The sequence below is a fragment of the Aeromonas sp. 61P genome (genome assembly GCF_051919545.1).
Lineage (GTDB): Bacteria > Pseudomonadota > Gammaproteobacteria > Enterobacterales > Aeromonadaceae > Aeromonas > Aeromonas veronii.
In genome coordinates, this window is the sequence record NZ_JBQBEL010000001.1 from 3,584,496 (window position 1) to 3,604,655 (window position 20,160).

22 protein-coding genes and 1 tRNA gene are annotated in these 20,160 nt (G+C 58.9%); 16 read left to right on the top strand and 7 right to left on the bottom strand.

From position 1 onward, the window contains the following. Positions 1-53: 53 nt before the first annotated feature. Together ACTG2O_RS16840 and ACTG2O_RS16845 are read right to left on the bottom strand one after the other, a co-directional pair. A complete protein-coding gene (locus ACTG2O_RS16840; protein ID WP_005346513.1) occupies positions 54-1,619 on the bottom strand; it encodes an AbgT family transporter in 1,566 nt (521 codons plus the stop codon). A 143-nt stretch (positions 1,620-1,762) separates the two neighbouring features. Continuing rightward, positions 1,763-3,715: a putative bifunctional diguanylate cyclase/phosphodiesterase gene (locus ACTG2O_RS16845; RefSeq protein WP_019444704.1), complete on the bottom strand. Its 1,953-nt coding sequence runs from the start codon at positions 3,713-3,715 to the stop codon at positions 1,763-1,765. 861 nt (positions 3,716-4,576) lie between these two features. Here ACTG2O_RS16845 and ACTG2O_RS16850 point away from each other — a divergent pair. Genes ACTG2O_RS16850 through ACTG2O_RS16860 form a run of 3 tightly spaced genes read left to right on the top strand, consistent with a single transcriptional unit; the run spans position 4,577 to position 7,032 of the window. Beyond that, positions 4,577-5,515 (top strand): LysR family transcriptional regulator, encoded by a 939-nt coding sequence (locus tag ACTG2O_RS16850; RefSeq protein WP_005337171.1) that lies wholly within the window; start codon positions 4,577-4,579, stop codon positions 5,513-5,515. 54 nt (positions 5,516-5,569) lie between these two features. Then, positions 5,570-6,592 carry a response regulator gene (locus ACTG2O_RS16855; protein WP_019444706.1) on the top strand — a complete coding sequence of 341 codons (1,023 nt, stop codon included), beginning with the start codon at positions 5,570-5,572 and terminating at the stop codon, positions 6,590-6,592. An 8-nt stretch (positions 6,593-6,600) separates the two neighbouring features. Beyond that, positions 6,601-7,032: a PAS domain-containing protein gene (locus tag ACTG2O_RS16860; protein ID WP_019444707.1), complete on the top strand. Its 432-nt coding sequence runs from the start codon at positions 6,601-6,603 to the stop codon at positions 7,030-7,032. An 89-nt stretch (positions 7,033-7,121) separates the two neighbouring features. On the opposite strand, the gene ltaE is transcribed toward ACTG2O_RS16860, so the two are convergent. The 3 genes from ltaE to ACTG2O_RS16875 form a co-directional block, all read right to left on the bottom strand. After that, a complete protein-coding gene (ltaE, locus tag ACTG2O_RS16865; protein ID WP_019444708.1) occupies positions 7,122-8,141 on the bottom strand; it encodes a low-specificity L-threonine aldolase in 1,020 nt (339 codons plus the stop codon). Positions 8,142-8,253: 112 nt separating this feature from the next. Further along, entirely contained in the window at positions 8,254-8,955 is a 702-nt protein-coding gene (locus ACTG2O_RS16870) for a short-chain dehydrogenase (RefSeq protein ID WP_019444709.1), read from the bottom strand. A gap of 87 nt (positions 8,956-9,042) precedes the next feature. Next, a complete protein-coding gene (locus tag ACTG2O_RS16875) occupies positions 9,043-9,450 on the bottom strand; it encodes a helix-turn-helix domain-containing protein (protein ID WP_005351138.1) in 408 nt (135 codons plus the stop codon). Between the two features lie 147 nt (positions 9,451-9,597). On the opposite strand from ACTG2O_RS16875, the gene ACTG2O_RS16880 reads away from it, so the two are divergent. Beyond that, positions 9,598-10,497 (top strand): aldo/keto reductase, encoded by a 900-nt coding sequence (locus tag ACTG2O_RS16880; protein WP_026034846.1) that lies wholly within the window; start codon positions 9,598-9,600, stop codon positions 10,495-10,497. 71 nt (positions 10,498-10,568) lie between these two features. Here the strand turns inward: ACTG2O_RS16880 and ACTG2O_RS16885 are convergent, their stop codons facing one another. Next, a complete protein-coding gene (locus ACTG2O_RS16885) occupies positions 10,569-10,850 on the bottom strand; it encodes an RNA recognition motif domain-containing protein (protein ID WP_005337180.1) in 282 nt (93 codons plus the stop codon). 216 nt (positions 10,851-11,066) lie between these two features. Continuing rightward, on the bottom strand, positions 11,067-11,609 hold the full coding sequence (locus ACTG2O_RS16890; protein ID WP_439976365.1) for a hypothetical protein: 543 nt from the start codon (positions 11,607-11,609) through the stop codon (positions 11,067-11,069). A gap of 106 nt (positions 11,610-11,715) precedes the next feature. On the opposite strand from ACTG2O_RS16890, the gene ACTG2O_RS16895 reads away from it, so the two are divergent. From ACTG2O_RS16895 to ACTG2O_RS16950, 12 genes are all read left to right on the top strand, one after another. Further along, a complete protein-coding gene (locus ACTG2O_RS16895; RefSeq protein ID WP_439976366.1) occupies positions 11,716-12,486 on the top strand; it encodes an amino acid ABC transporter ATP-binding protein in 771 nt (256 codons plus the stop codon). Continuing rightward, complete coding sequence (locus ACTG2O_RS16900; RefSeq protein WP_439976367.1) at positions 12,479-13,276, top strand: amino acid ABC transporter permease; 798 nt, start codon at positions 12,479-12,481, stop codon at positions 13,274-13,276. The genes ACTG2O_RS16895 and ACTG2O_RS16900 overlap by 8 nt, the downstream gene beginning before the upstream one ends. Positions 13,277-13,278: 2 nt before the next feature. Then, positions 13,279-14,100, top strand: a complete 822-nt coding sequence (locus tag ACTG2O_RS16905) for a transporter substrate-binding domain-containing protein (protein ID WP_439976368.1) — start codon at positions 13,279-13,281, stop codon at positions 14,098-14,100. Continuing rightward, positions 14,100-14,393 (top strand): hypothetical protein, encoded by a 294-nt coding sequence (locus tag ACTG2O_RS16910; protein WP_439976369.1) that lies wholly within the window; start codon positions 14,100-14,102, stop codon positions 14,391-14,393. The genes ACTG2O_RS16905 and ACTG2O_RS16910 overlap by 1 nt, the downstream gene beginning before the upstream one ends. Beyond that, positions 14,333-15,004 (top strand): amino acid ABC transporter permease, encoded by a 672-nt coding sequence (locus tag ACTG2O_RS16915; RefSeq protein WP_439976370.1) that lies wholly within the window; start codon positions 14,333-14,335, stop codon positions 15,002-15,004. The genes ACTG2O_RS16910 and ACTG2O_RS16915 overlap by 61 nt, the downstream gene beginning before the upstream one ends. Continuing rightward, positions 14,998-15,735, top strand: coding sequence for a penicillin-insensitive murein endopeptidase (gene mepA, locus ACTG2O_RS16920; RefSeq protein WP_439976371.1), 738 nt, complete (start codon positions 14,998-15,000; stop codon positions 15,733-15,735). Before ACTG2O_RS16915 ends, mepA begins: the two co-directional genes overlap by 7 nt. A gap of 85 nt (positions 15,736-15,820) precedes the next feature. Then, entirely contained in the window at positions 15,821-16,411 is a 591-nt protein-coding gene (locus ACTG2O_RS16925) for a LemA family protein (protein ID WP_005346564.1), read from the top strand. Next, positions 16,408-17,133: a TPM domain-containing protein gene (locus ACTG2O_RS16930; protein WP_005351128.1), complete on the top strand. Its 726-nt coding sequence runs from the start codon at positions 16,408-16,410 to the stop codon at positions 17,131-17,133. The genes ACTG2O_RS16925 and ACTG2O_RS16930 overlap by 4 nt, the downstream gene beginning before the upstream one ends. A 20-nt stretch (positions 17,134-17,153) precedes the next feature. Next, the gene (locus ACTG2O_RS16935) at positions 17,154-17,771 is read left to right on the top strand and encodes a TPM domain-containing protein (protein WP_043823719.1); all 618 of its coding nucleotides are present in this window, start codon (positions 17,154-17,156) and stop codon (positions 17,769-17,771) included. Between the two features lie 145 nt (positions 17,772-17,916). Next, positions 17,917-18,004 (top strand) — tRNA-Ser (locus ACTG2O_RS16940). A gap of 382 nt (positions 18,005-18,386) precedes the next feature. Next, entirely contained in the window at positions 18,387-19,145 is a 759-nt protein-coding gene (locus ACTG2O_RS16945; protein WP_042056089.1) for a flagellar motor protein, read from the top strand. Then, on the top strand, positions 19,123-19,998 hold the full coding sequence (locus tag ACTG2O_RS16950; protein WP_416032555.1) for a flagellar motor protein MotB: 876 nt from the start codon (positions 19,123-19,125) through the stop codon (positions 19,996-19,998). Before ACTG2O_RS16945 ends, ACTG2O_RS16950 begins: the two co-directional genes overlap by 23 nt. Positions 19,999-20,160 lie beyond the last annotated feature (162 nt).

Below are 20,160 nucleotides of genomic sequence, written 5' to 3' on the forward strand. Positions count from 1 at the left end.
TAACACCATAGCGAAAAAAACGAGGGAGCCCAAGGCTCCCTCGCACACCCAGCTTAAGGGGCCGGATAGACGTAAGGGGCTTGCAACCCGAGCGGGAAGCCGAGCGCCCAGTAGAGCAGCAGGAAAATCGTCCAGCTCACCAGGAAGGCCAGTGAGTAGGGCAACATCATGGAGACCAGAGTACCGATCCCGGTGCTCTTCACATACTGCTGGCAATAGACCACCACCAGCGGGAAGAAGACCATCAGCGGGGTAATGATGTTGGAAGCGGAATCCCCGACCCGATAGGCCGCCTGGGTCAGCTCGGGGGAGATCCCCACCGCCATCAGCATGGGTACCAGGATCGGGCTGATCAGCGCCCACTTGGCGGAGGCCGAGCCGACTACCAGATTGACGGTGGCGGTGAGCAGGATCATCCCGACGATAGTCACCTCACCTGGCAGCGCCAGCGCATGGAGCACTTCGGCACCGGAGAGGGCCAGCAGGGTGCCCAGATTGGAGTCACCAAACGCCTTGATAAAGAGCGCGCAGAAGAAGGCCATCACCATGTAGGAGCCCATCTTGTTCATGGTGGCCGACATGGCATCGATCACATCCTTGCCACTCTTGAAGCTGCCTGCGACAAAGCCGTAGACAATCCCGGGCAGGATAAAGAGCAGGAAGATGAGCGGCACAATGGACTTCATCACCGGCGCGGCGAAGGTAGTCAGGGAGCCATCGGCAGCACGCAGCGGTGAATCGCTCGGGGAGAGCGCCAGCGCCAGCAGCACGATAGCCGCCAGCATGGCAAACCCGGCCCAGTTGAAGGCCCGGCTCTCTTGCGCGCTGTAGCGCCCCATCTCGTCGGCACTCTCCAGATCCTCGTTGAGCGCCACGTGCTTGAGGCGCGGCTCCACCACCTTTTCGGTGATGAACCAGCCGACGCAGATGATCAGCAACGAAGAGGCACCGGTAAAGATGATGTTGCACAGGGTGTTGACCATGTAGTCAGGATCGAGCAACTGAGCGGCGGACTGGGTAAAGCCCTGCAGCAGCGCATCCCCGCCGGAGGGCAGGAAGTTGGCGGCAAAACCGCCGGAAACACCGGCAAAGGCAGCGGCGATCCCCGCCAGCGGATGGCGTCCGGCAGCGTGGAAGATGATGCCACCGATGGGGATCACCAGCACATAACCCGCATCTGCGGCGGTGTGGCTGACGATCGCTACCAGGATCAGCATGGGAGTGAGAAAACGGGCAGGCGTCACTTTCAGCAACTTTTTCAGACCGGTATTGATAAAACCGGACTGCTCGGCCACCCCTACCCCCAGCATGGCCACCAGCACGATCCCCAGCGGGGCAAAGCCGGTAAAGGTCGTGACCATGGTAGAGAGGAACTCGGCCAGACCGGCACCGGTCAGCAGGTTGTTGACCACTACCGCCTCCCCGGTACGGGGGTTGACCAGATCAAACTGGAATTGTGACAACACCCAGGAGCCGACCCAGACGATCAGCAAGGCGTAGAGGAACAGCATGGCGGGGTCGGGTAATTTGTTCCCGGCTTTCTCGACGCCATTGAGGAAACGGTTCAGCCAACCTTTGGGAGGGCTGGCCGGACGGTCATTGACAGCAGCATGACTCATTATTGCGATACTCCTTTCCCTAGAAACGAGGTCGCATGCTAGCAATTCCAGTCAATCCGTCTCATGACCGATCGCAAAAGAATGATTAATTTTGATTAAATATTGCGGAATAAAATCCCAAGTTGTGGCCTAACGCACACTTGTTACTCTGCCATCACGGCATCTAGCAGTGGATAACGCCCGACCTGGCAATCCACCACAAAACCGCTCGCCTCGACTTGCGCCACTGTAAGCGGCTTGCTGAACAGATATCCCTGGAACACATGGCACCCCTGGGTCTGCAGTGCGGCCAGCTCGTGAGGCTCCTCCACCCCTTCGGCCATGATCCCCAACCCCAGATTGGTGGCCATGGCCGCAGTCGCCCGGATCACCGGCAAGTTGAGGCCGACCACGAAGGAGCGATCCAGCTTGATGTTGTTGATCGGCAACCGGTTGAGATAGGCCAGCGAGGAGTAGCCGGTACCGAAATCATCGATGGCAATCTTGATCCCCTGCTCGCTCAAATCATCGAGAATGCCGAGGCACCCCTTCATATCGAGCATCAGAACGGTTTCGGTCAGCTCCAGCGTCAACAGGGAGGCATCCACCCCGTGCAGCTCCAGCTGCTGGCGAACTTGCCCGGGCAGCGCCGACGAGAGCTGGAAACCGGAGAGGTTGACGGAGACCGGCACTCGCTGATGGAAGCGCTTCTGCCAGCTGGCTACCTGTGCCAGCGCGGTGGAGAGCACCCAGCTGCCGATCTCGCGGATCAGCCCCATCTCTTCGGCCAGCGGGATAAATTCCACCGGCGAGACATGGCCGAGCACCGGGTTGTACCAGCGCAGCAGCGCCTCGTAACCAATCAGACGCCGTTTGGCGGCATCGACCTGCGGCTGGTAACAGAGGCTCAGCTCCTGACGGCCGATGGCCTTGGCCAGAAACTGTTTGAGATTGAGCTTGCGCTGCAGGGTCTGTTGCATGCTGGGGGTGAAACGCTGCCAGCGCAGCCGCCCCATCTGCTTGGCCTGATACATGGCCATGTCGGCACGGGTGATGAGGTTGTCCCCGTCATCCGCATCATCGGGATAAATGGCGATACCGATACTGCCGCCGATGGTCACCTCCGGCAGCCCGCTCAGTTGCAGCGGCTTGGTCATCTGGGAGAGCATCTGATCGGCCACCTCTTGCGCCCGATCCCCCTGATTGCCCAGCGGCACCAGTGCTGTGAATTCATCGCCACCGAGGCGAGCCAACTCCACATCCCGCGGGCAAATCTGTTTGAGGCGACCGGCGACCCGCTCCAGCAGGCGATCTCCCGCCTTGTGGCCGTAGTTGTCGTTGACCAGCTTGAAGTTGTCCAGATCCATGAACACCAGCGCGAAACGCTCCCCCAGCCCGCAATAGGCCTCGAGGGATTTCATCAAGCCATACCGATTGAGCAGGCCGGTCAGGGAGTCGTGCCAGGCGAGGTGGCGATGCTCCAGCTCTTCGAGTTTGCGATCGGTAATATCCCGCATGGTGAGCAAAATGCGGGCCCCCTGCTGGATATAGCGGAACTGATACTGGAACCAGCGCATCCCCTTGAGGGTACGGCACTCCCCCTCGGTCACCACTTCATCGAGACGGGAGAGCTTCTGGTAGAAGCTGTCATCATTGCCGGAGAAAACCTGGGAGAGCTTGGCGATCTGGTGGCCGAAACACATTTCGAAGTGATAGTTGCCACTCTCGAACACACCATGGCTATCGAACAGGCAGGCAAGGGTATCGCCGGTTGCCAGCGAGGACTCCTGATAGAGGGTATCGGAGTCGAGCACCGCTTCGGTCATCATCATCAGCCGGCCAGCCAGTTGAATACCGGAGAGGCGCAGATAGATCTGCTTCTTGACCCCCTTTGGGGAGAGGGTCCACCACTCGTTGTAACTGCGCCCCTGCTGAAAATCACCCAGATAGCGCTGTAGCAGCAGATCGATGGCGGTTGCCATATCGGCAGAGAAGTCGCGGGAGCAGAGTTCGTCGAGAGACGTCGCCTCCCACACGGAGAGCGCGGCGCTGTTTGCCCAGAAAATATGGTGATGCTCGATGTCATAAACCCAGATCGGGGTATGCAGAACATCCATCGTCTTCAGTAACCGTTCGTCAAGCGTATTCATCTGGTCAAGGTCATTCATGCTGGATGGTCACTGGTTAACCGGAAAACAGATCTGGCAAACCGCTAGCTGCAGAATGCAAGGTGCAAATACCTCTCGGCCATTATCCCTTTTCACATAGCCAAGAGCGGACAAAACTATTTCAGATATCAACAACAGGGCAGCCTGTACGGCAATACTACAAAGGACTCAGCCAAGGACCCTGTTAATCCAAGCAAATCATATAGTCGATTTTTAACTTTTTTCCCCAGTAAAAACAAGCACTAAGAGCTATCCACTCGAGACCTTGAAAGAGCAATTGCATATTTGCTGCGATAAATTTGTTATTAACATTTAAATCAATGGCGGAAATAGTCATCACTCTCTGTCACAAAGCTTCCATTAATTAACCAAGCGGATGGATAAACAGCCAAAAAAACGCCAAAACGGACAAAAATAGTTCACTAAGGCGGAATTGATATACCCCAATTTCATTTTTCAACAGGCAATGAGCAAAACCCGAATATATGATCTGCATCACATTGGCTGTGGATGGCAAACCACCCCAACTGAGCACGCAGAGCAACCCGGCGCCCTTCCATCAGGTTGCAATATCGGCCTTCGCTCGCGGTTATAGCGGAATCAATCAGGGAATATGGCAAACATCACTGCCGTAGTACCATTTGGCATCATGCCGAAATAATCACCAGCGTGGGGAAACTGAGATGACGGGCGGGTGGATAACTGGTATCAACAGAAATCGAATCCAGATCAATTAAACGCTGAATTACCCTTGCCAACCCGGAACGCTCTTTTTATGGTTGCTCCCTTGTTACACCCAGAACAGCGTTTATGAAGCACATCGAAGAGTTCTACCTGTTCGTCAAGGTGGTGCAAGAGGGAGGATTCTCCCACGCTGCAGCCGCACTGGGCATGCCAACAGGCACCATCAGTCGACGCATTTCCCAGCTGGAAGAGCAACTGGGTTGCTCCCTGCTACATCGCTCTACCCGCAAGCTCCGCCTTACCGATGATGGCCTCAGATACTACGAACGTCTCTGCACGCCACTCGCGCAAATCGAGCAGGCCACCAGCGAGATCCAGGGTCAAGAGGCCGATATCACCGGGCTTATCCGGATAGCTGCGCCCATCGCACTCTCCAACACCATCCTCATCGATATGCTGGCCGAATTCGGGCTGCACTATCCCGAGGTACAGTTCGATATCACCCAGACCAATGATCACCAGCACCTGTTCGACAATGATCGGGATCTGGTGTTCTTCAACGGTGAGCTGCCCCAGTCGCTGCCAAATGCGATCTGTCTCGGCCATATCGAGTACGGCCTGTTTGCCTCACCACTCTATTTGACCAAAAAGGGCACCCCCTCCCATCCCAACCAGCTGGAAGAGCACGATCTCATCTACTGCTGGCCTCACCAGCACTGGCAGCTGACCGACAAGGATGGCCAGAGCGTCTGCATCAAACGCAGCGCCAAACTGACCGTCAACCAGACCCAGGCCGCGGTACGCGCAGCCCGGCGTCATCTGGGGATCGTCAACGCCCCGCTGCACTATCTGAGCAGCTTCCTCCATGACGAGCAGCTGGTGCCGGTACTGACCGACTGGCAAACCGGCAATCGCCCCTTCTACATGTTGTGTTGCCAGCACCAGTTCGCTCCGTTGCGTGTTAAGATGTTCGTTGAATTTGTTGAAAAATACTCAGCACGCTATCGCAATCGGCAGTGGGACAACCAATTTTCACAAGGTGATAGCCTCACCCATTGCATCTGACCGTTAGCGGGCCACACTTATAGCATCCCTTGCCAACAGAGCCTGCCTAACGCCATGAATGTATTGATATGTGATGACTCCGGGTTCGCCCGCAAACAGCTGGCGCGGGCGCTCCCGGCCGACTGGAAAGTAGATTTGCACTACGCAGCCAATGGTCTCGAAGGGATCGAACAGGTGCTGATGGGTCATGGCGATCTCATCTTCCTCGATCTGACCATGCCGGAAATGGACGGTTACGGCGTGCTGGAGACCCTCCAACGGGAGGGTCTGCGCAACAAGGTGATCGTGGTCTCTGGGGATATCCAGCCAGAGGCCTATCAACGGGTCATGGGGCTGGGTGCGCTCGATTTCATCAAGAAACCCGCGGCCCCCGAGACCCTGCTAGCCCTGCTCAAAAAGCATGGTTTCTGGAGTGCCGCCCCGAGCGGTCAACCAAGCGCCCCCGAGCAGCTGACAAGCGGCGTGGTAGCCGATGCAGGCGTCAAGATCACCCCCGAAATCCGCGATGTCTATCAGGAGCTGGCCAACGTCTCCATGGGTCAGGCAGCCGACTTGCTGGCTCGTCTGCTCAACGCCTTCGTGGTACTGCCTATCCCCAACGTCAACGTGCTAGAGGTCTCCGAGCTGCACATGGCCCTCTCGGCGGCTGCGGATTCGGATACCCTCTCCGCCGTCTGTCAGGGGTTTATCGGTGCTGGGATCGCCGGTGAAGCGCTGATCCTGTTCCATGACTCCAGCTTCAAAGATTTGGCCAAGCTGATGAACCATCAGGGGACGCTGGATCGCACCGCCGAACTGGAGCTGTTGATGGATACCGCCAACGTGCTAATCGGCGCCTTCCTGCGCGGCTACGCCAACCAGCTCGACACCCCCTTCAGTCAGGGGCACCCGGTGGTGCTCGGCCAGCACAGACCCATCAACGAGCTGATCAACACCAACAAGAGTCGCTGGCGCCGTACCCTTGCCATCGAGATCAACTACCGGATCCAGGATTACGCGGTGCAGTGTGATCTGCTGCTGCTGTTTACCGAAGATTCCATCGCCACCATGAACAACAAAATCATGCACATGCTCTAGGAGTGACTATGGAAATCCGTGAATTTCATTGGCTGATGAACATAGTCCAGAACCTGGACGTAGGCCTGGTAGTGCTCGACAAGGAGTACAAGGTTCAGGTGTGGAACGGCTTTATGGAGAGCCACAGCGGCCGACTGGCCAGTGACGTGCGCGATGGCGTACTGTTCGAGCTCTTCCCCGATGTGGACAGAGCCTGGTTCGAACGCAAGGCCAACATGGTCTTCAAACTCAACAACCGCGCCTTCAGCACCTGGGAGCAGAAGCCCTATCTGCTGCGTTTCTCCAACTACCGCCCCATTACCGGCTCGGCCCCCCACATGTTCCAGAACCTGACCCTGGTGCCACTGGCCGATTTCGGCGGTCAGGTGACCCACATCGCGGTGATGATCTACGATGCCACCGATGAGGCCATGCTGATGAGCGGCCAGCGGCAGACTTGAGCTTGCAGCAAATAACAGAGGGCGCCGCGGCGCCCTCTGTTATTTCGGTATGAACAGGTCTTGGTATAACCTCTACTTGACCAGCCGTCTCAACGCGCTCCGAGATACTCGGTGAAGGCGTCGATCACCTCTTCAATATCGTCATCGTTGATTTGCAGATGGGTCACCAGCCGCAGCTCGCCGTAACCGGAGAAGAGGATCCCTCGCTCCTTCATAAAAGCGAGCAGAGGGGCCGATTCCCCCTCACGCAGCCGCAGGAACACCATATTGCTCTGCACCAGCGAGAGGTCGAGCTCGATGCCCGGCAGTGCAGCCAACCCTTCGGCCAGCCGTTTGGCACGGCGGTGATCATCGGCCAGGCGGGTCACATGCTGCTCGAGGGCAAACAGACCGGCTTGCGCCAGAATCCCCGCCTGACGCATGCCACCTCCCAGCATCTTGCGCAGGCGGCGCGCACGGGCGATGAAATCGTGGCTGCCCACCAGCAGCGAACCCACCGGTGCCCCCAACCCCTTGGAGAGACAAATCGAGATACTGTCAAACGGTGCAGCGATCACCTCGACCGGGGTCTCGCTGGCCACGGCGGCGTTAAAGAGCCGGGCGCCATCGAGATGAAGCTTCAAGCCGCGCTCGGCAACGAATGCCCCCATCTCCTGCAGATAGGAGAGCGGCAGCACCTTGCCGTTGTGGGTGTTCTCAAGGCAGATCAGGCGAGTCTGGACGAAGTGGGCATCATCAGGGGCCAGCGCAGCCTTGATATCATCGAATGCCAGCGTGCCATCGCGCTGCATCGGCAAGGGTTGCAGGGCTACGGAGCCCAGCACGGCACTCCCCTGCGCTTCATAGCGATAGATGTGAGCGGCGTTGCCGAGGATGGCCCCCTCACCGCGCTGACAGTGGCTCATCACCGCCAACAGATTGGACATGGTGCCGGACGGCACAAACAGCGCCGCCTGTTTGCCCAGCAATCTGGCCCCATGGGCCTCCAGCGCGTTGACGCCCGGATCTTCACCATAGACATCGTCACCCACTTCGGCGTGGAGCATGGCTTGACGCATGGCGTCAGTAGGCTGGGTGACGGTGTCACTTCGTAAATCGATATAGCGCATGAGATCCCTCCTGAAACAGGAGAGTGACGTTAGCCATGCGCCCCTCGCTTGGCAAGGGGCGCATGAGCAGAATGTGAAGCCAATAGACGTCCGTAGAACCCGCTGGCGGGATTTACCAAAGCAGCGGCTGAGCGTTGAGATCCAGTAGCTGGCCCGATTGAGTCAATGATAACCCCTTGATGAGATTGAGCAGTTTCACCGCCACCTCGGCAGGATCCTGCAATTGATCCGCGGGCAACTCGCTCAGAAAGGGGGTATTCATCGGGGAGTCCATCAAGCCGGGCGCAACGGCTACCACCCCTGCTTGCGGGAAACGCTGCGCCCACTCGAGGGCCAGCGTTTTCACCCCCATGTCGAGGGCCGCCTTGCTCATCCGATAGCTGTAACGCCCCCCCTCCAGATTGGAGGTGATGGAGCCCGCCAGATCAGAGATGGCACAGAGCCACAGCGGATGGTCATTGCCCATCAACCGACTGAAACGGGCAGCCAGCGCCAGTGTTGGCCAGGCATTGGCCAGCAGGCTGTCGCACAGCCACTTGGGGTGCACCTCTTCGACCCGCCGCTCTGGCATAAAGCTGACATCGTGCAACAGGCCGATGGTGTTGATCACCACAGTGGGAAGCGGATCGGTGTCGTAGAGGGTAAACAGGGCGTCGAACGAGATGGCGTCCACCTCTTGCAGCGGGAAGAAGGCCCCCATCTCGATCCCTTTTGGATAGGTGCGCCCGGCAAGCAGGAAGGACTCCCCCCTTGCCATCAGCTCTCTTGCCAGCGCCGAGCCCAGCGCACCACTTCCGAGGATCAAGTAGCTCATCGCTCATTCCATGGAGAGTTATCTTGCTTAGAGCGTATCAGAATAATCAACCGGCCGTGACACGACCAAAGGGTAATATGCCCCTCCTCACGCTTCCCCCAGATGGCGACCAAACTCCCGCGCCAGCGCCAAGTCGAGAAAACCGTCAGCTTTCTTGTGGGTGCGCAAAAACTGGTAATAGGCGAGCAGGGTGACCAGTGCCTCCTCATCGGGCAGCCCCACCCCGGGTTGCTGCTCGCCCAGCAGTAGCTGCGCCGCTGCCAGCGCCTCCCTGTCTACCACTTCCGCCTGACGGTAGAGATAACCGCAGCCGGTTGCCAGCCACTCCAGCGAGCAGTTGGCCCCCATGGCGATCTGGTTGGCCCGCGCCAGACCAGGCTCGGCTCCCTTCAAATATTTGCGGATCAGCGCTTCACTGAGCCCCACCTTGCGGGCAAACGCGCTCACGCTCATCTCCCCGATCAGGCTCTGCAAGCGCTCGGCAAATCCTTCCATCCAACTCTCTCTCCTACTCTGCGATCAGAACCAAAGTTCGAATCATGCCACTGCCCATTATTGCTTTGCCAGCCACATGAGGCCAAGATGCCCGCAGTCATCTATGTTGCACATCGTTTTCGCATCGTGTTTTTCAAGGAGTCAACCATGTCTGTATCCCGTGTCGCCCTGCATCCGCAAGGCCCCACCTTCTCTCGCCTCATCATGGGTTACTGGCGCCTGATGGAGTGGCAGCTCTCTCCGGCCGCTCTGCTCGATCTGATGAAATATCATCTGGATCTGGGGGTCACCACCATCGATCACGCCGATATCTATGGTGGCTACCAGTGCGAAGAGGCCTTTGGTCACGCCCTACGCCTCGAGCCTTCCCTGCGCAGCCGGATGGAGATTGTCACCAAGTGCGGTATCGCCCTCACCGCCAAGCCAGAGCATGCTCTCAACCACTACAACACAGGTAAGGACCATATCATCGCCAGCGCCGAGGCCTCGCTGCGCAAGCTCGGCACCGACCATCTGGACCTGCTGCTGATCCACCGCCCGGATCCCCTGATGAACGCAGATGAAGTGGCCGATGCCTTTATCACCCTGAAACAGGCGGGCAAGATCAAGCACGCCGGGGTATCCAACTTCACCGCCCGTCAGTTCGAGCTACTGCAATCGCGCCTCCCCTTCCCGCTGGTCACCAACCAGCTGGAGATCTCGCCGCTTCATCAGGAAGGGACACTCGATGGTACCCTGGATCAGTGCCAGCAGCTTGGCATCAAGCCGATGGCCTGGTCATGTCTCGGCGGCGGCCGACTGTTCAGCGATGACGCCTATGCCCCGCTGCGTGCCGAACTGGAGCAGATCCGTCAGGAAGTGGGCGCCCAGACTATCGAGCAGGTGGTCTACGCCTGGGTAATGATGCTGCCAAGCCAGCCGCTGCCCTTGATTGGCTCCGGCAAACGGGAGCGGATTGCTGCCGCCGTGGCCACCGAATCCATCGTCCTCAATCGCCAGCAGTGGTTCCGCATCCGCAAGGCGGCGCTCGGTTACGACGTCCCCTGATAACAGCAAAACGTCCAGAAACAAAAACGGCATGGGGGAAACCCATGCCGTTTTTTTATTGCCGAGGTACCTTAGCGGTGGCGCTGTTGCGGGCGACCACGGGGAGCATCTGTCTTCGGTTTGGCCTGGTTGACGGTGATGGTACGGCCACCGACTTCTGTGCCATGCAGACCAGCGATGGCCTTTTCGGCATCACCATTGACCGGCATTTCAATAAAACCAAACCCCTTTGACTGGCCGGTATCGCGGTCGATGATGATATCAACCTTGTCGACCTGTCCAAACTGGCTGAACAGGGTTTTCAGTTCGTCGGCCGTCATCCGGTACGACAGATTTCCTACGTAAATCTTCATGCCATCCACTCTCGATTCAAGGTGCCTTCTCTATGCAATCCCCAGCATAACGGTAAGGGCACAACCCCTATGCCGGACCTGCCATGGCTTCATGCCGTGGCCTTCTCCACACTGTCGTCAAGTGATTGATCTCTTGGGTTAACAGTGCAGACAAGATCAATTCGAGTCACTGGCAGTATCTGAGCTTTGCCGGGAATTGTCGAGAAAATAGTCGACTCAGGCCGATTGCAGATCTGACAACCGTTGCGCCAGCATCCGGCGACCGTGCCAGGCCCGTTTAAAGCCGAAGCGATAGACAGACGGGCTCACCAGATGGAGCTCCCCCGCCTTGAGATCCAGCAAGGCCATGGCCGCCGCCAGCTCCTCTTCACTCAGTTGCAGATCGAGGCTGAAGTCGAGCCACTGGCCATCGTGACCCACTCGCCGCTCCCGTTCAAGCGCCACCAACTGACTGCGGGGCAGTGCCAGCGCTTCATCCTTGTTGCCATTGAGCAAATAGATATGCTGTTCATCCCACCCCAACTCCGCCAGGCGCCAGGGCTGCCAGCTGCGGGGCAGCGACACCATGATCCCGGTGATGCCACCAAAGACCACGCCCGCCCAGTTGAGCAGCGCCATGGCCCCCCAGCCATCCCACAAGGAGGCCGCCACCACGCCCCAACTCACCAGCAACAACAGAAAAATGACGCAGCGATAGCGCACCGCTGGCGGCATCAACAGCTGCACCTGGGAACCGGCAAGCAAGGATGTAATACGCATGAAAAGCTCCTGTCATCACGAAATGGCGCCATTGTGAATAGCCATCAGGATGCTGACAAGGGGGTTTTCTTTGTCATCCCCCTATAAAATCAATACCATGACGTAAATGATTCTCAGTGGAACCCGCTTCTTGACCAGCTCGCAACCCTGTGTGCGCTTTTGTGGCGTCGACAAATTCTATGGCGACTTTCAGGCTCTTCATCACATCGATCTCACCATTGAACGGGGAGAGAAGTGGGTCATCTGTGGCCCGTCAGGCTCGGGGAAATCGACCCTGATCCGCACCATCAACGGGCTGGAGGGGATCGACGACGGCCAGCTGTTCCTGTTTGGCGAGCCGGTGACCCCTTCCTACCTGCGCCGCCTGCAAGGTCGGGTTGGCATGGTGTTTCAGCAGTTCAACCTCTTCCCCCATATGACGGTGCTGGAGAACCTGATGGTGGCACCGGTGCATACCCTGGGGTTGCGCCCTCAGGAGGCCAAAGCCCGGGCGCTCGGGCTGCTCGAGCGGGTGCGCATTCAGGCGCAAGCCGACAAGTACCCCCACCAACTCTCCGGCGGCCAGCAGCAGCGGGTCGCCATCGCCCGCTCCCTCTGCATGCAACCCGAGCTGATGCTGTTTGACGAGCCCACCTCCGCCCTCGACCCCGAGATGATCCGCGAAGTGCTCGATGTGATCCGCGAGCTGGCTGACGAGGGGATGACCCTGATCTGCGTCACTCACGAGATGGGCTTTGCCCGTCAGGTGGCGGATCGGGTGCTCTTTATGGATGAGGGGAAAATCATCGAGTCGGCCCCGCCCACCCGGCTGTTCAACGCCCCTCGTCACCCGCGTACCCGGGCCTTCCTCGAACAGGTGCTCAGCTATCATGGCTAGGCTCAATCGCCCCCGCCTGCTTGGCTGGCTGTCGGGCACTGTGATGCTCTGTGCGCTACTGGGCTGGGCGCTCTATAGCGGCGCTCGCCAGATGGGCTATGAGTGGCAGTGGCCGCGGGTGTTGCCCTTTCTCGGCGAATGGGATGAGGGAACCTTTTATGCCGGCCCCCTGCTAAACGGCCTGCTGGTCACCCTGCAGGTGGCACTGCTCAGTCTGCTGGGCACTCTGGCGGTCGGGGTGTGCGTGGTCAGCCTGCGGCTGGTCCCCTCCCGGCTCGGCCCCTGGCTCGCCATCGCCTATCTGGCGCTGGTGCGCACCACGCCCCAGCTGGTGCAACTCTATATTCTCTATTTCTTGCTGGGCCCCATGCTGGGATTGGCCCCCCTTGCCTGCGCCGTGTTGAGCCTCTCCCTCTATCAGGGTGCCTTCACCGCCGAGGTCTTGCGTGCAGGTGTACAGGCCATTCCCAAAGGACAGTGGGAGGCGGCCCAGTCGCTTGGCTTGTCGCGAACCATCACCCTGCGCAAGGTGATCCTGCCCCAGCTGATGCGCATCACCTTGCCGCCGCTGACCAACGAGCTGGTCTCCCTTATCAAACATTCGGCGCTGGTGAGTGTGATCGCCATCTTCGATCTGACCAACGAAGGGCGTACTCTGGTTGCCGATACGTTTCTGACCTTTGAGGTGTGGTTTACCGTGGCCGCCCTCTATTTGCTGTTAACCCTGACGCTGTCAGCCTGTTCGCGGGCGCTGGCCCGTCACCTGAATCCGGATCAACAAGGACGCTAACCATGAATCTGTCATTCAAGACCACCCTGTCGGGCGCTGCGCTGCTACTGACAAGCCTGCTCACTCCGGCACTGGCACAAACTGCCCCCTCCGACACCCAGGCACAGATCGAGCAGAGCGGTACCCTGCGGGTCGGCATGTCCACCTTCGCCCCCTGGGCGATGCGCGACAAGCAGGGCGCCCTGATCGGTTTCGAGATTGACGTGGCCCGTCGCCTCGCCACAGATAACGGCTGGCAGGTAGAGTTCGTGCCTACCGCCTGGGATGGCATCATCCCCTCCCTGCTGGCGAAAAAATATGACGTCATCATCGGCGGCCTCACCATCACCCCCGAGCGGGAGAAGATCGTGCGCTTCACCCAGGCCTACTCCCATTCGGGGGTGCAGCTGGCCGCCTCCAGCACCATGGCCAAAGAGAAGAAAACCGTGGTGGACTTCAACCAGCGCGGGGTGATCCTGGCGGTACGTCGTGGCGCCTCACCGGTACAGGTGGCAAAAGAACACTTCCCCAAGGCCACCCTGCGCCAGTTTGATGACGAGTCACAGGTATTTCAGGAGGTGCTGAACGGCCGCGCCCACGGCGCCCTCTCCTCTTCCCCGAAACCCGAGCAAGAGGCGCTGCGCCATCCGGATGCCCTCTTTATGCCGTTTGCCGAGCCGTTGGCACAAGGCGATGAAGGCTTTGCCCTGCGCAAGGGGGATGATGCCCTGGCTGAGCAGTTCAACGAGTGGATCGCAGCCCGTCAGGCCGATGGCTGGCTCAAGGCGCGCCATGACTACTGGTTCAAGTCGCTGGCGTGGGAAGCGCAGGTCGCCAACCCCTGATGCTGATTGCTCTAAAAGAGACCATCCGGCGCATCGTCCGTGGGGCATGTCGGAACATCAACTGGCTGGATGGGGCGATCGCCCTGATCCTGCTGCTGGCTGGTCTCTGGCTGGCCAGCCGCTTTCACATCGGGGTGGCCTATCAATGGCGCTGGCATGAAGCCTTCGATCTGCTGTTCACCCCCGGCCCTCACGGCGAGTTGCCCTATTTTTCAGCGGTCTGCTCACTACCTTGCGCATCGCCCTGCTCGGCATGGTGCTGGCGCTGCTGCTCGGCACTGCGCTGGGGGTAGCCGCCTTCAGCCGCCGACCCTGGCTGGTGATGCCCGCGACCCTGTTTATCCAGCTGATCCGCAATCTGCCGCCGCTGGTCTTTATCTTCATCTTCTACTTCTTTATCGCCAACCAGCTGCTGCCTGCAAGCGGCCTCTCCCGCTGGCTCGGCACCGTATCACTCTCCCCGTGGCAAGAGGCGCTGTTTGGCCCACCAGCCCGCTGGGAGAACCTCATCTCAGGCACCCTCTGCGTTGGCATGATCAGCGCAGCCTTCGTCGCCGAGATCGTCCGCGCCGGGCTGGCCGCCATCCCCCGTGGCCAGTGGGAGGCGGCGCAGAGCCTCGGGCTCTCCCCCTGGGTGCGGCTGCGCCATGTGATCCTGCCGCAGGCCATGCTGCTGATGTTGCCCCCCCTCACCGGTCAGCTCATCGCGCTGGTGAAGGATACCGCCATCGTTTCCCTTATCTCGGTGCAGGAGCTTACCTTCGTCGGCACCGAGATGGCCAACTCCAGCGGGCTGGTCTACGAGATCTGGCTGCTGGTGGCCGCAGCCTATTTATTTATATGTTTGAGTCTGTTCGTATTGCTGAGCCGACTCGAAACAAGACAAGGAGCACGCACATGCTGACGTCCCTGTTGATGGCGACCGTATTGCAAGCGGAAGCTATCGGCGGTTATGCCGCCGGTTGCCTGAAAAACGGCGTATCCCTGCCCCTCGAAGGGCCTGGTTATCAGGTGATCCGCACCAAGCGGCTGCGCTACTACGGCCACCCCGACCTTATCCACTATCTGCAAGCGCTGGCCAACCAGACCCGCATGGCCGGGCTGCCGGATCTCTATATCGCCGATCTGGCGATGGCCCGGGGCGGCCCCTTTACCTCCGGCCATCGTAGCCATCAGACCGGACTTGATGCCGATATCTGGTTTCGCATGGCCAACCGCCCCATCAGCAAATGGGAGCAGGATGCCCCCAAGGAGTGGGCACTGATCGACGAACCCAGCTACAAGATGTTACCGGGCCGCTTTGGCCCACAGCAGCTCACCCTGCTGCGGCTGGCGGCCAGCAAACCCGAAGTCGCCCGCGTCTTCGTCAATCCAGTGATCAAATCCGCAGTCTGCCAGCAGGCAGGTAGCGAGCCCTGGGTCGCCAAGCTACGCCCCTGGGTGGGCCACTTCAGCCACTTCCACGTACGGCTGCGCTGCCCGGTAGGCAGCCCCGATTGCGAACCACAGGCTCCCATTCCGCCCGGCAATGGCTGCGGGGAAGAGCTGGCATCCTGGCTCAAAGACAAGCCCCAGCTGCCCAAGGTATCCGGCATCAACAAGCGACCTGAGCTACCTGCGCGTTGTGGCAACTGACCCCAAGCTGGTATGGTGATGCACGCTTGGTCGTACACCATCCATGGCGCACTATCGACTCGAAATACCAAAGGAGAACAACAAGATGGCCACATCACTCTGGCGCAGAACCACGCAGAGCCTGTTGACCCTGACCCTGCTGCTCGGCCTGACCGGCTGCGGCATGAACAACATTCCGACCCTGGATGAGCAGGTCAAGGCGAGCTGGGGGCAGGTTGAGAACCAGTATCAGCGCCGTGCCGATCTCATTCCCAATCTGGTGGCAACCGTCAAGGGCTACGCCAGCCATGAGCAGGAGACCCTCAAAGCGGTCACCGATGCCCGTGCCCGGGTCGGCAGCGTGCAGGTGAGCGATCCTGCCCAGCTCAAGGAGTTTGAAGCGGCGCAGAACCAGCTCTCAAGCGCCCTCTCTCGCCTGATGGTGGTGGTAGAGCGCTACCCCGAGCTGAAAGCGGATCAGCAGTTCCTTGCCCTGCAGGCCCAACTGGAAGGAACCGAGAACCGTATCTCGGTGGCTCGCCGCGACTATATCGAGGCGGTGCGCCAGTTCAATACCGAGATCCGCACTTTCCCCGGCGTCATCTGGTCCAAGCTGCTCTACTCGGATCTGGAGGCCAAACCCAGTTTCAGTGCCAAACCCGGTGCCGATGAGGCGCCCAAGGTCAGCTTCCAATGAAGATGATGCTGCGCTGGTTTCTTCCCTGTCTGCTGCTCTGGGCCAGTGCCCTGCAAGCGGCACCGGACTTCCCGACGCTGAGCGGACGGGTGGTGGATGAAGCCAGTCTTATGTCCCGCAAACAGGCCCATCAACTGACCCAACAGCTGGCCGCCTTTGAAAAGCGCAGCGGTATCCAGCTGGTGGTGGTCTCTGTCGACAGCCTCGATGGGGAGACCATCGAGGAGTACGGCTACCAGCTCGGTCGCCACTGGGGGATCGGCCAGAAAGGTAAAAACAATGGCGTGCTGTTGCTGATCGCCCAGGATGAGCGCAAGGTGCGGATCGAGGTAGGCTATGGATTGGAAGGCGCCCTGCCCGACGCCATCGCAGCCAACATCATCCATGGCCGCATCCTGCCCGCCTTCAAGCGCGGCGATATGGTGGCCGGGATCATGGCGGGCAGCCAGAGCATCATGAAGGCACTCGCCGGAGAATATCAGCCGGTCGAGCAGCCAAAGAGTGACAACGGTGGCGGCCCCTGGCTGTTTATTCTGGTGGTGATTGCGATGATCGTGCTCCACAACCTGCGCGGGGGTGGTGGCGGTGGGCCGGGAGGACGACGTCGGTCGACCTACATGGCCGGTGGATTGGGTGCCGGCTCCTTTGGTGGTCGCTCTGGCGGCGGATTCAGCGGTGGCGGCGGCAGTTTTGGCGGCGGCGGAGCCTCCGGTGGCTGGTAACAGGAGTAAAGAGACAAATCATGATTTCTAAACAGTTCTTCCACACGCTTCAGGCCAAGGTGCGCGAAGCGGAGCTAGAGACTGATGCTGAACTGGTCACCGTGCTGGCCCCGGCCAGCGATGGCTATCGCTACATTCCCACCCTCTGGGCGGCGCTGCTGGCGATGCTCACGCCGCTGCTGGTGTTCCAGCTCGGCTTCTGGCTCGGCTGGTACGAAATCCTGCTGGTGCAGTGGTCGGTCTGGCTGCTGCTGAGCCTGCTGTTCCACTGGACCCCCATCAAGATGCGGCTCATCCCGAAGAAGGTTCGCCAGCACCGGGCGGCCCTGATGGCTCGCCTGCAATTTGTCGAGCAGGGGCTGCACCGCACCCGCGACCGGCTCGGGGTGCTGATCTTCGTCTCGGCCGCCGAGCACTATGTAGAAATACTGGTGGATGACGGCATCGCCCAGCATATCGACAACGGCCAGTGGCAGGAGATCATCGACGACTTCGTGGCGCGAGTGCGCAACAAGGAGATCGAACAGGGTTTTCTGGAGTGCGTAGAGCGCGTTAGCGCCATTCTGACCGATGCCTTCCCGGCCACCCGGGCTCAAAACGAGCTGCCTGACAGCCTGATCATCCTCGACAAGCCCTGATCCGGTTTAAAAAACCGGCATTCTGCGCAAGCGTTAGGCATTCGGAAAAGATTATGAAAAATAAGGGGAAAAGAGGTTGACCCACACAGTCCTTTCCCCTAAATTACGCCCCGTTCAAGCGCAACAGCGCAGCGAACGAAAATTTGGTGAGGTGTCCGAGTGGCTGAAGGAGCACGCCTGGAAAGTGTGTATACGGCAACGTATCGAGGGTTCGAATCCCTCCCTCACCGCCAAATCTAAAAAAACCGACCTCAGGGTCGGTTTTTTGCTTTCCGGCAAACACCTATGCCGACAAGTGAGCCAGAGCCACGCAGTGGCAGATCATCCACGCACTCATCCCCCGGTTTGCAAAGCACTGATGGAACATCACTGCTTTTCGTATTGCCAGCTCCCTCCCCCTACCTTGCTTTTGTGATTGCCCCACCCGACAAGCGTTCCTTCCTGTCACAACAGGAGCAACAAGATGATTGCAATGCCATCTTATGGCCGCAACACGCCTTCTTTTATGGACGTTACCCAGCGCCCATTAATTGCTCAGCGATTGGATATCATTTTGAAAAACTGATACTTAAGTAGCTACACTAGCGATTATCAACATGCAGGGATGTGTAAAAAATGAGCTTGATTGGCTTGGTACTGGCGTTGATCGCCATCCTTGGCGGCAACATGATCGAGGGTGGTCATCCCAGCGCACTGCTCGATCTGCCCGCATTTCTTATCGTGATCGGCGGTACCATAGGTGCTGCGCTGACCCAGTTCCCCTTCTCCGTCGTCGGCAGCACCATGAAGCGTTTCAAATGGCTGCTCTCCCCCCTCAAGCTCGACATGCATGAACAGGCCCAGTTACTGGAGACCCTGGCAGGCAACGCCCGCCGCAGCGGCATGCTGGCGCTGGAAGGGATGATCGACGAGATCAAGGATCCCTTCCTGAAGAAAGGGGTGCAGATGATGGTTGATGGTTACGAGAAAACCAAGATACACGAGGTGCTGGAGAACGAGATCGAATTTGAACAGGAAGATCTCGAACAGACGGTCAAATTCTATGAAGCCATGGGCGGCTACTGCCCGACCATGGGGATCGTCGGGGCGGTATTTGGCCTGATCCACGCCATGGGTCTGCTAGATGCCCCCGACAAGCTGGGCGGCGCCATCGCGGTGGCCTTTATCGCTACCATCTACGGGGTATCCGCAGCCAACCTGATCTTCTTGCCGTTCGGCAACCGCTACAAGGGGTTTGCCCACCAGATCCGCCACTACAAGGAGATGACCCTGACCGGCATTCTCTGCATCGTTGATGGCGAATCCCAAGCGCGCCTGCAAGTTACCCTCGAACCTTATCTGGGAGGTCACGGTGGCCAAAAAGAAAAAGGCTGAAGCACCGGAGAACCATGAACGCTGGCTGGTCTCCTATGCCGACTTCATGACCCTGCTGTTCGCCCTGTTTGTGGTGCTCTACTCCTTTGCCATGGCCAAGCAGTCCGAAACCCGAGTGCTTATCCAGGGCTTTATCGAGTCGCTGGGTAAAATCGGCCTCATCTCCCCGCCTGCCGGCTCACCCTTGATGCAGGGGGGAACAGGGATTCTCGAGCCGGAATCGAAGACCACGCCGAGCAGCCCGAAAGAAGAGACTGTACTGGAAAAAGATGCCCCCATGGCGGCATCGGACCCCTTCAACGAGACCATAGGTGCCTCGGAAAAACCGAGCGCCACCGAAGCCTGGCCCCACAAGACCAAGGAGCAGGAGTGGGTGCAGGTGACCAAGCAGAAGCTTGAGCAGCAACTCAACGCCCAGATTGAATCGAAGGATCTCGAGGTCGAGCAACTCGGCAGTCAACTGGTGATCCGCATCGGCGAGAAGGCGCTATTCCCCTCCGATTCGGCGTTCCTGCAGCCCCAGTTCATCCCGCTGGTCAACAAGATCGCAGGCATTCTGGCCAATATCCCGGGGCAGGTAGTGGTCACCGGTCATACCGACAACTCCCAGGCGCCGGTGGAGCTCTATCGCAATAACTGGGAGCTCTCGGTGCTGCGGGCCTCCTCCATCGTGCAGACCATGCTGACCAACCCCCAGCTGGATGCCAGACGAGTCATCGCTCAGGGGGTTGCCGACACTCAACCCCGCTTTGCCAATGACACCCCTGAACATCGCCAGGCGAATCGCCGGGTCGATATCACCCTCTCTCAAGGCAAGGCCGCAGAAGAGTCGCTGCAACTGCTCAAGCCCTGATCCCCCCGCTCCTGCCTCGCGTGGGAGCCTCTTTTTAAAAACAAATAGCTCAATAATATCAACATCATAAGATCTTAATGATAATGATTGCCATTTATTGTCAAGTGGTCAGGCCTCTGCAATAATGCCGCCCCTCAGGCTTAAATAAAAACAATTATCATT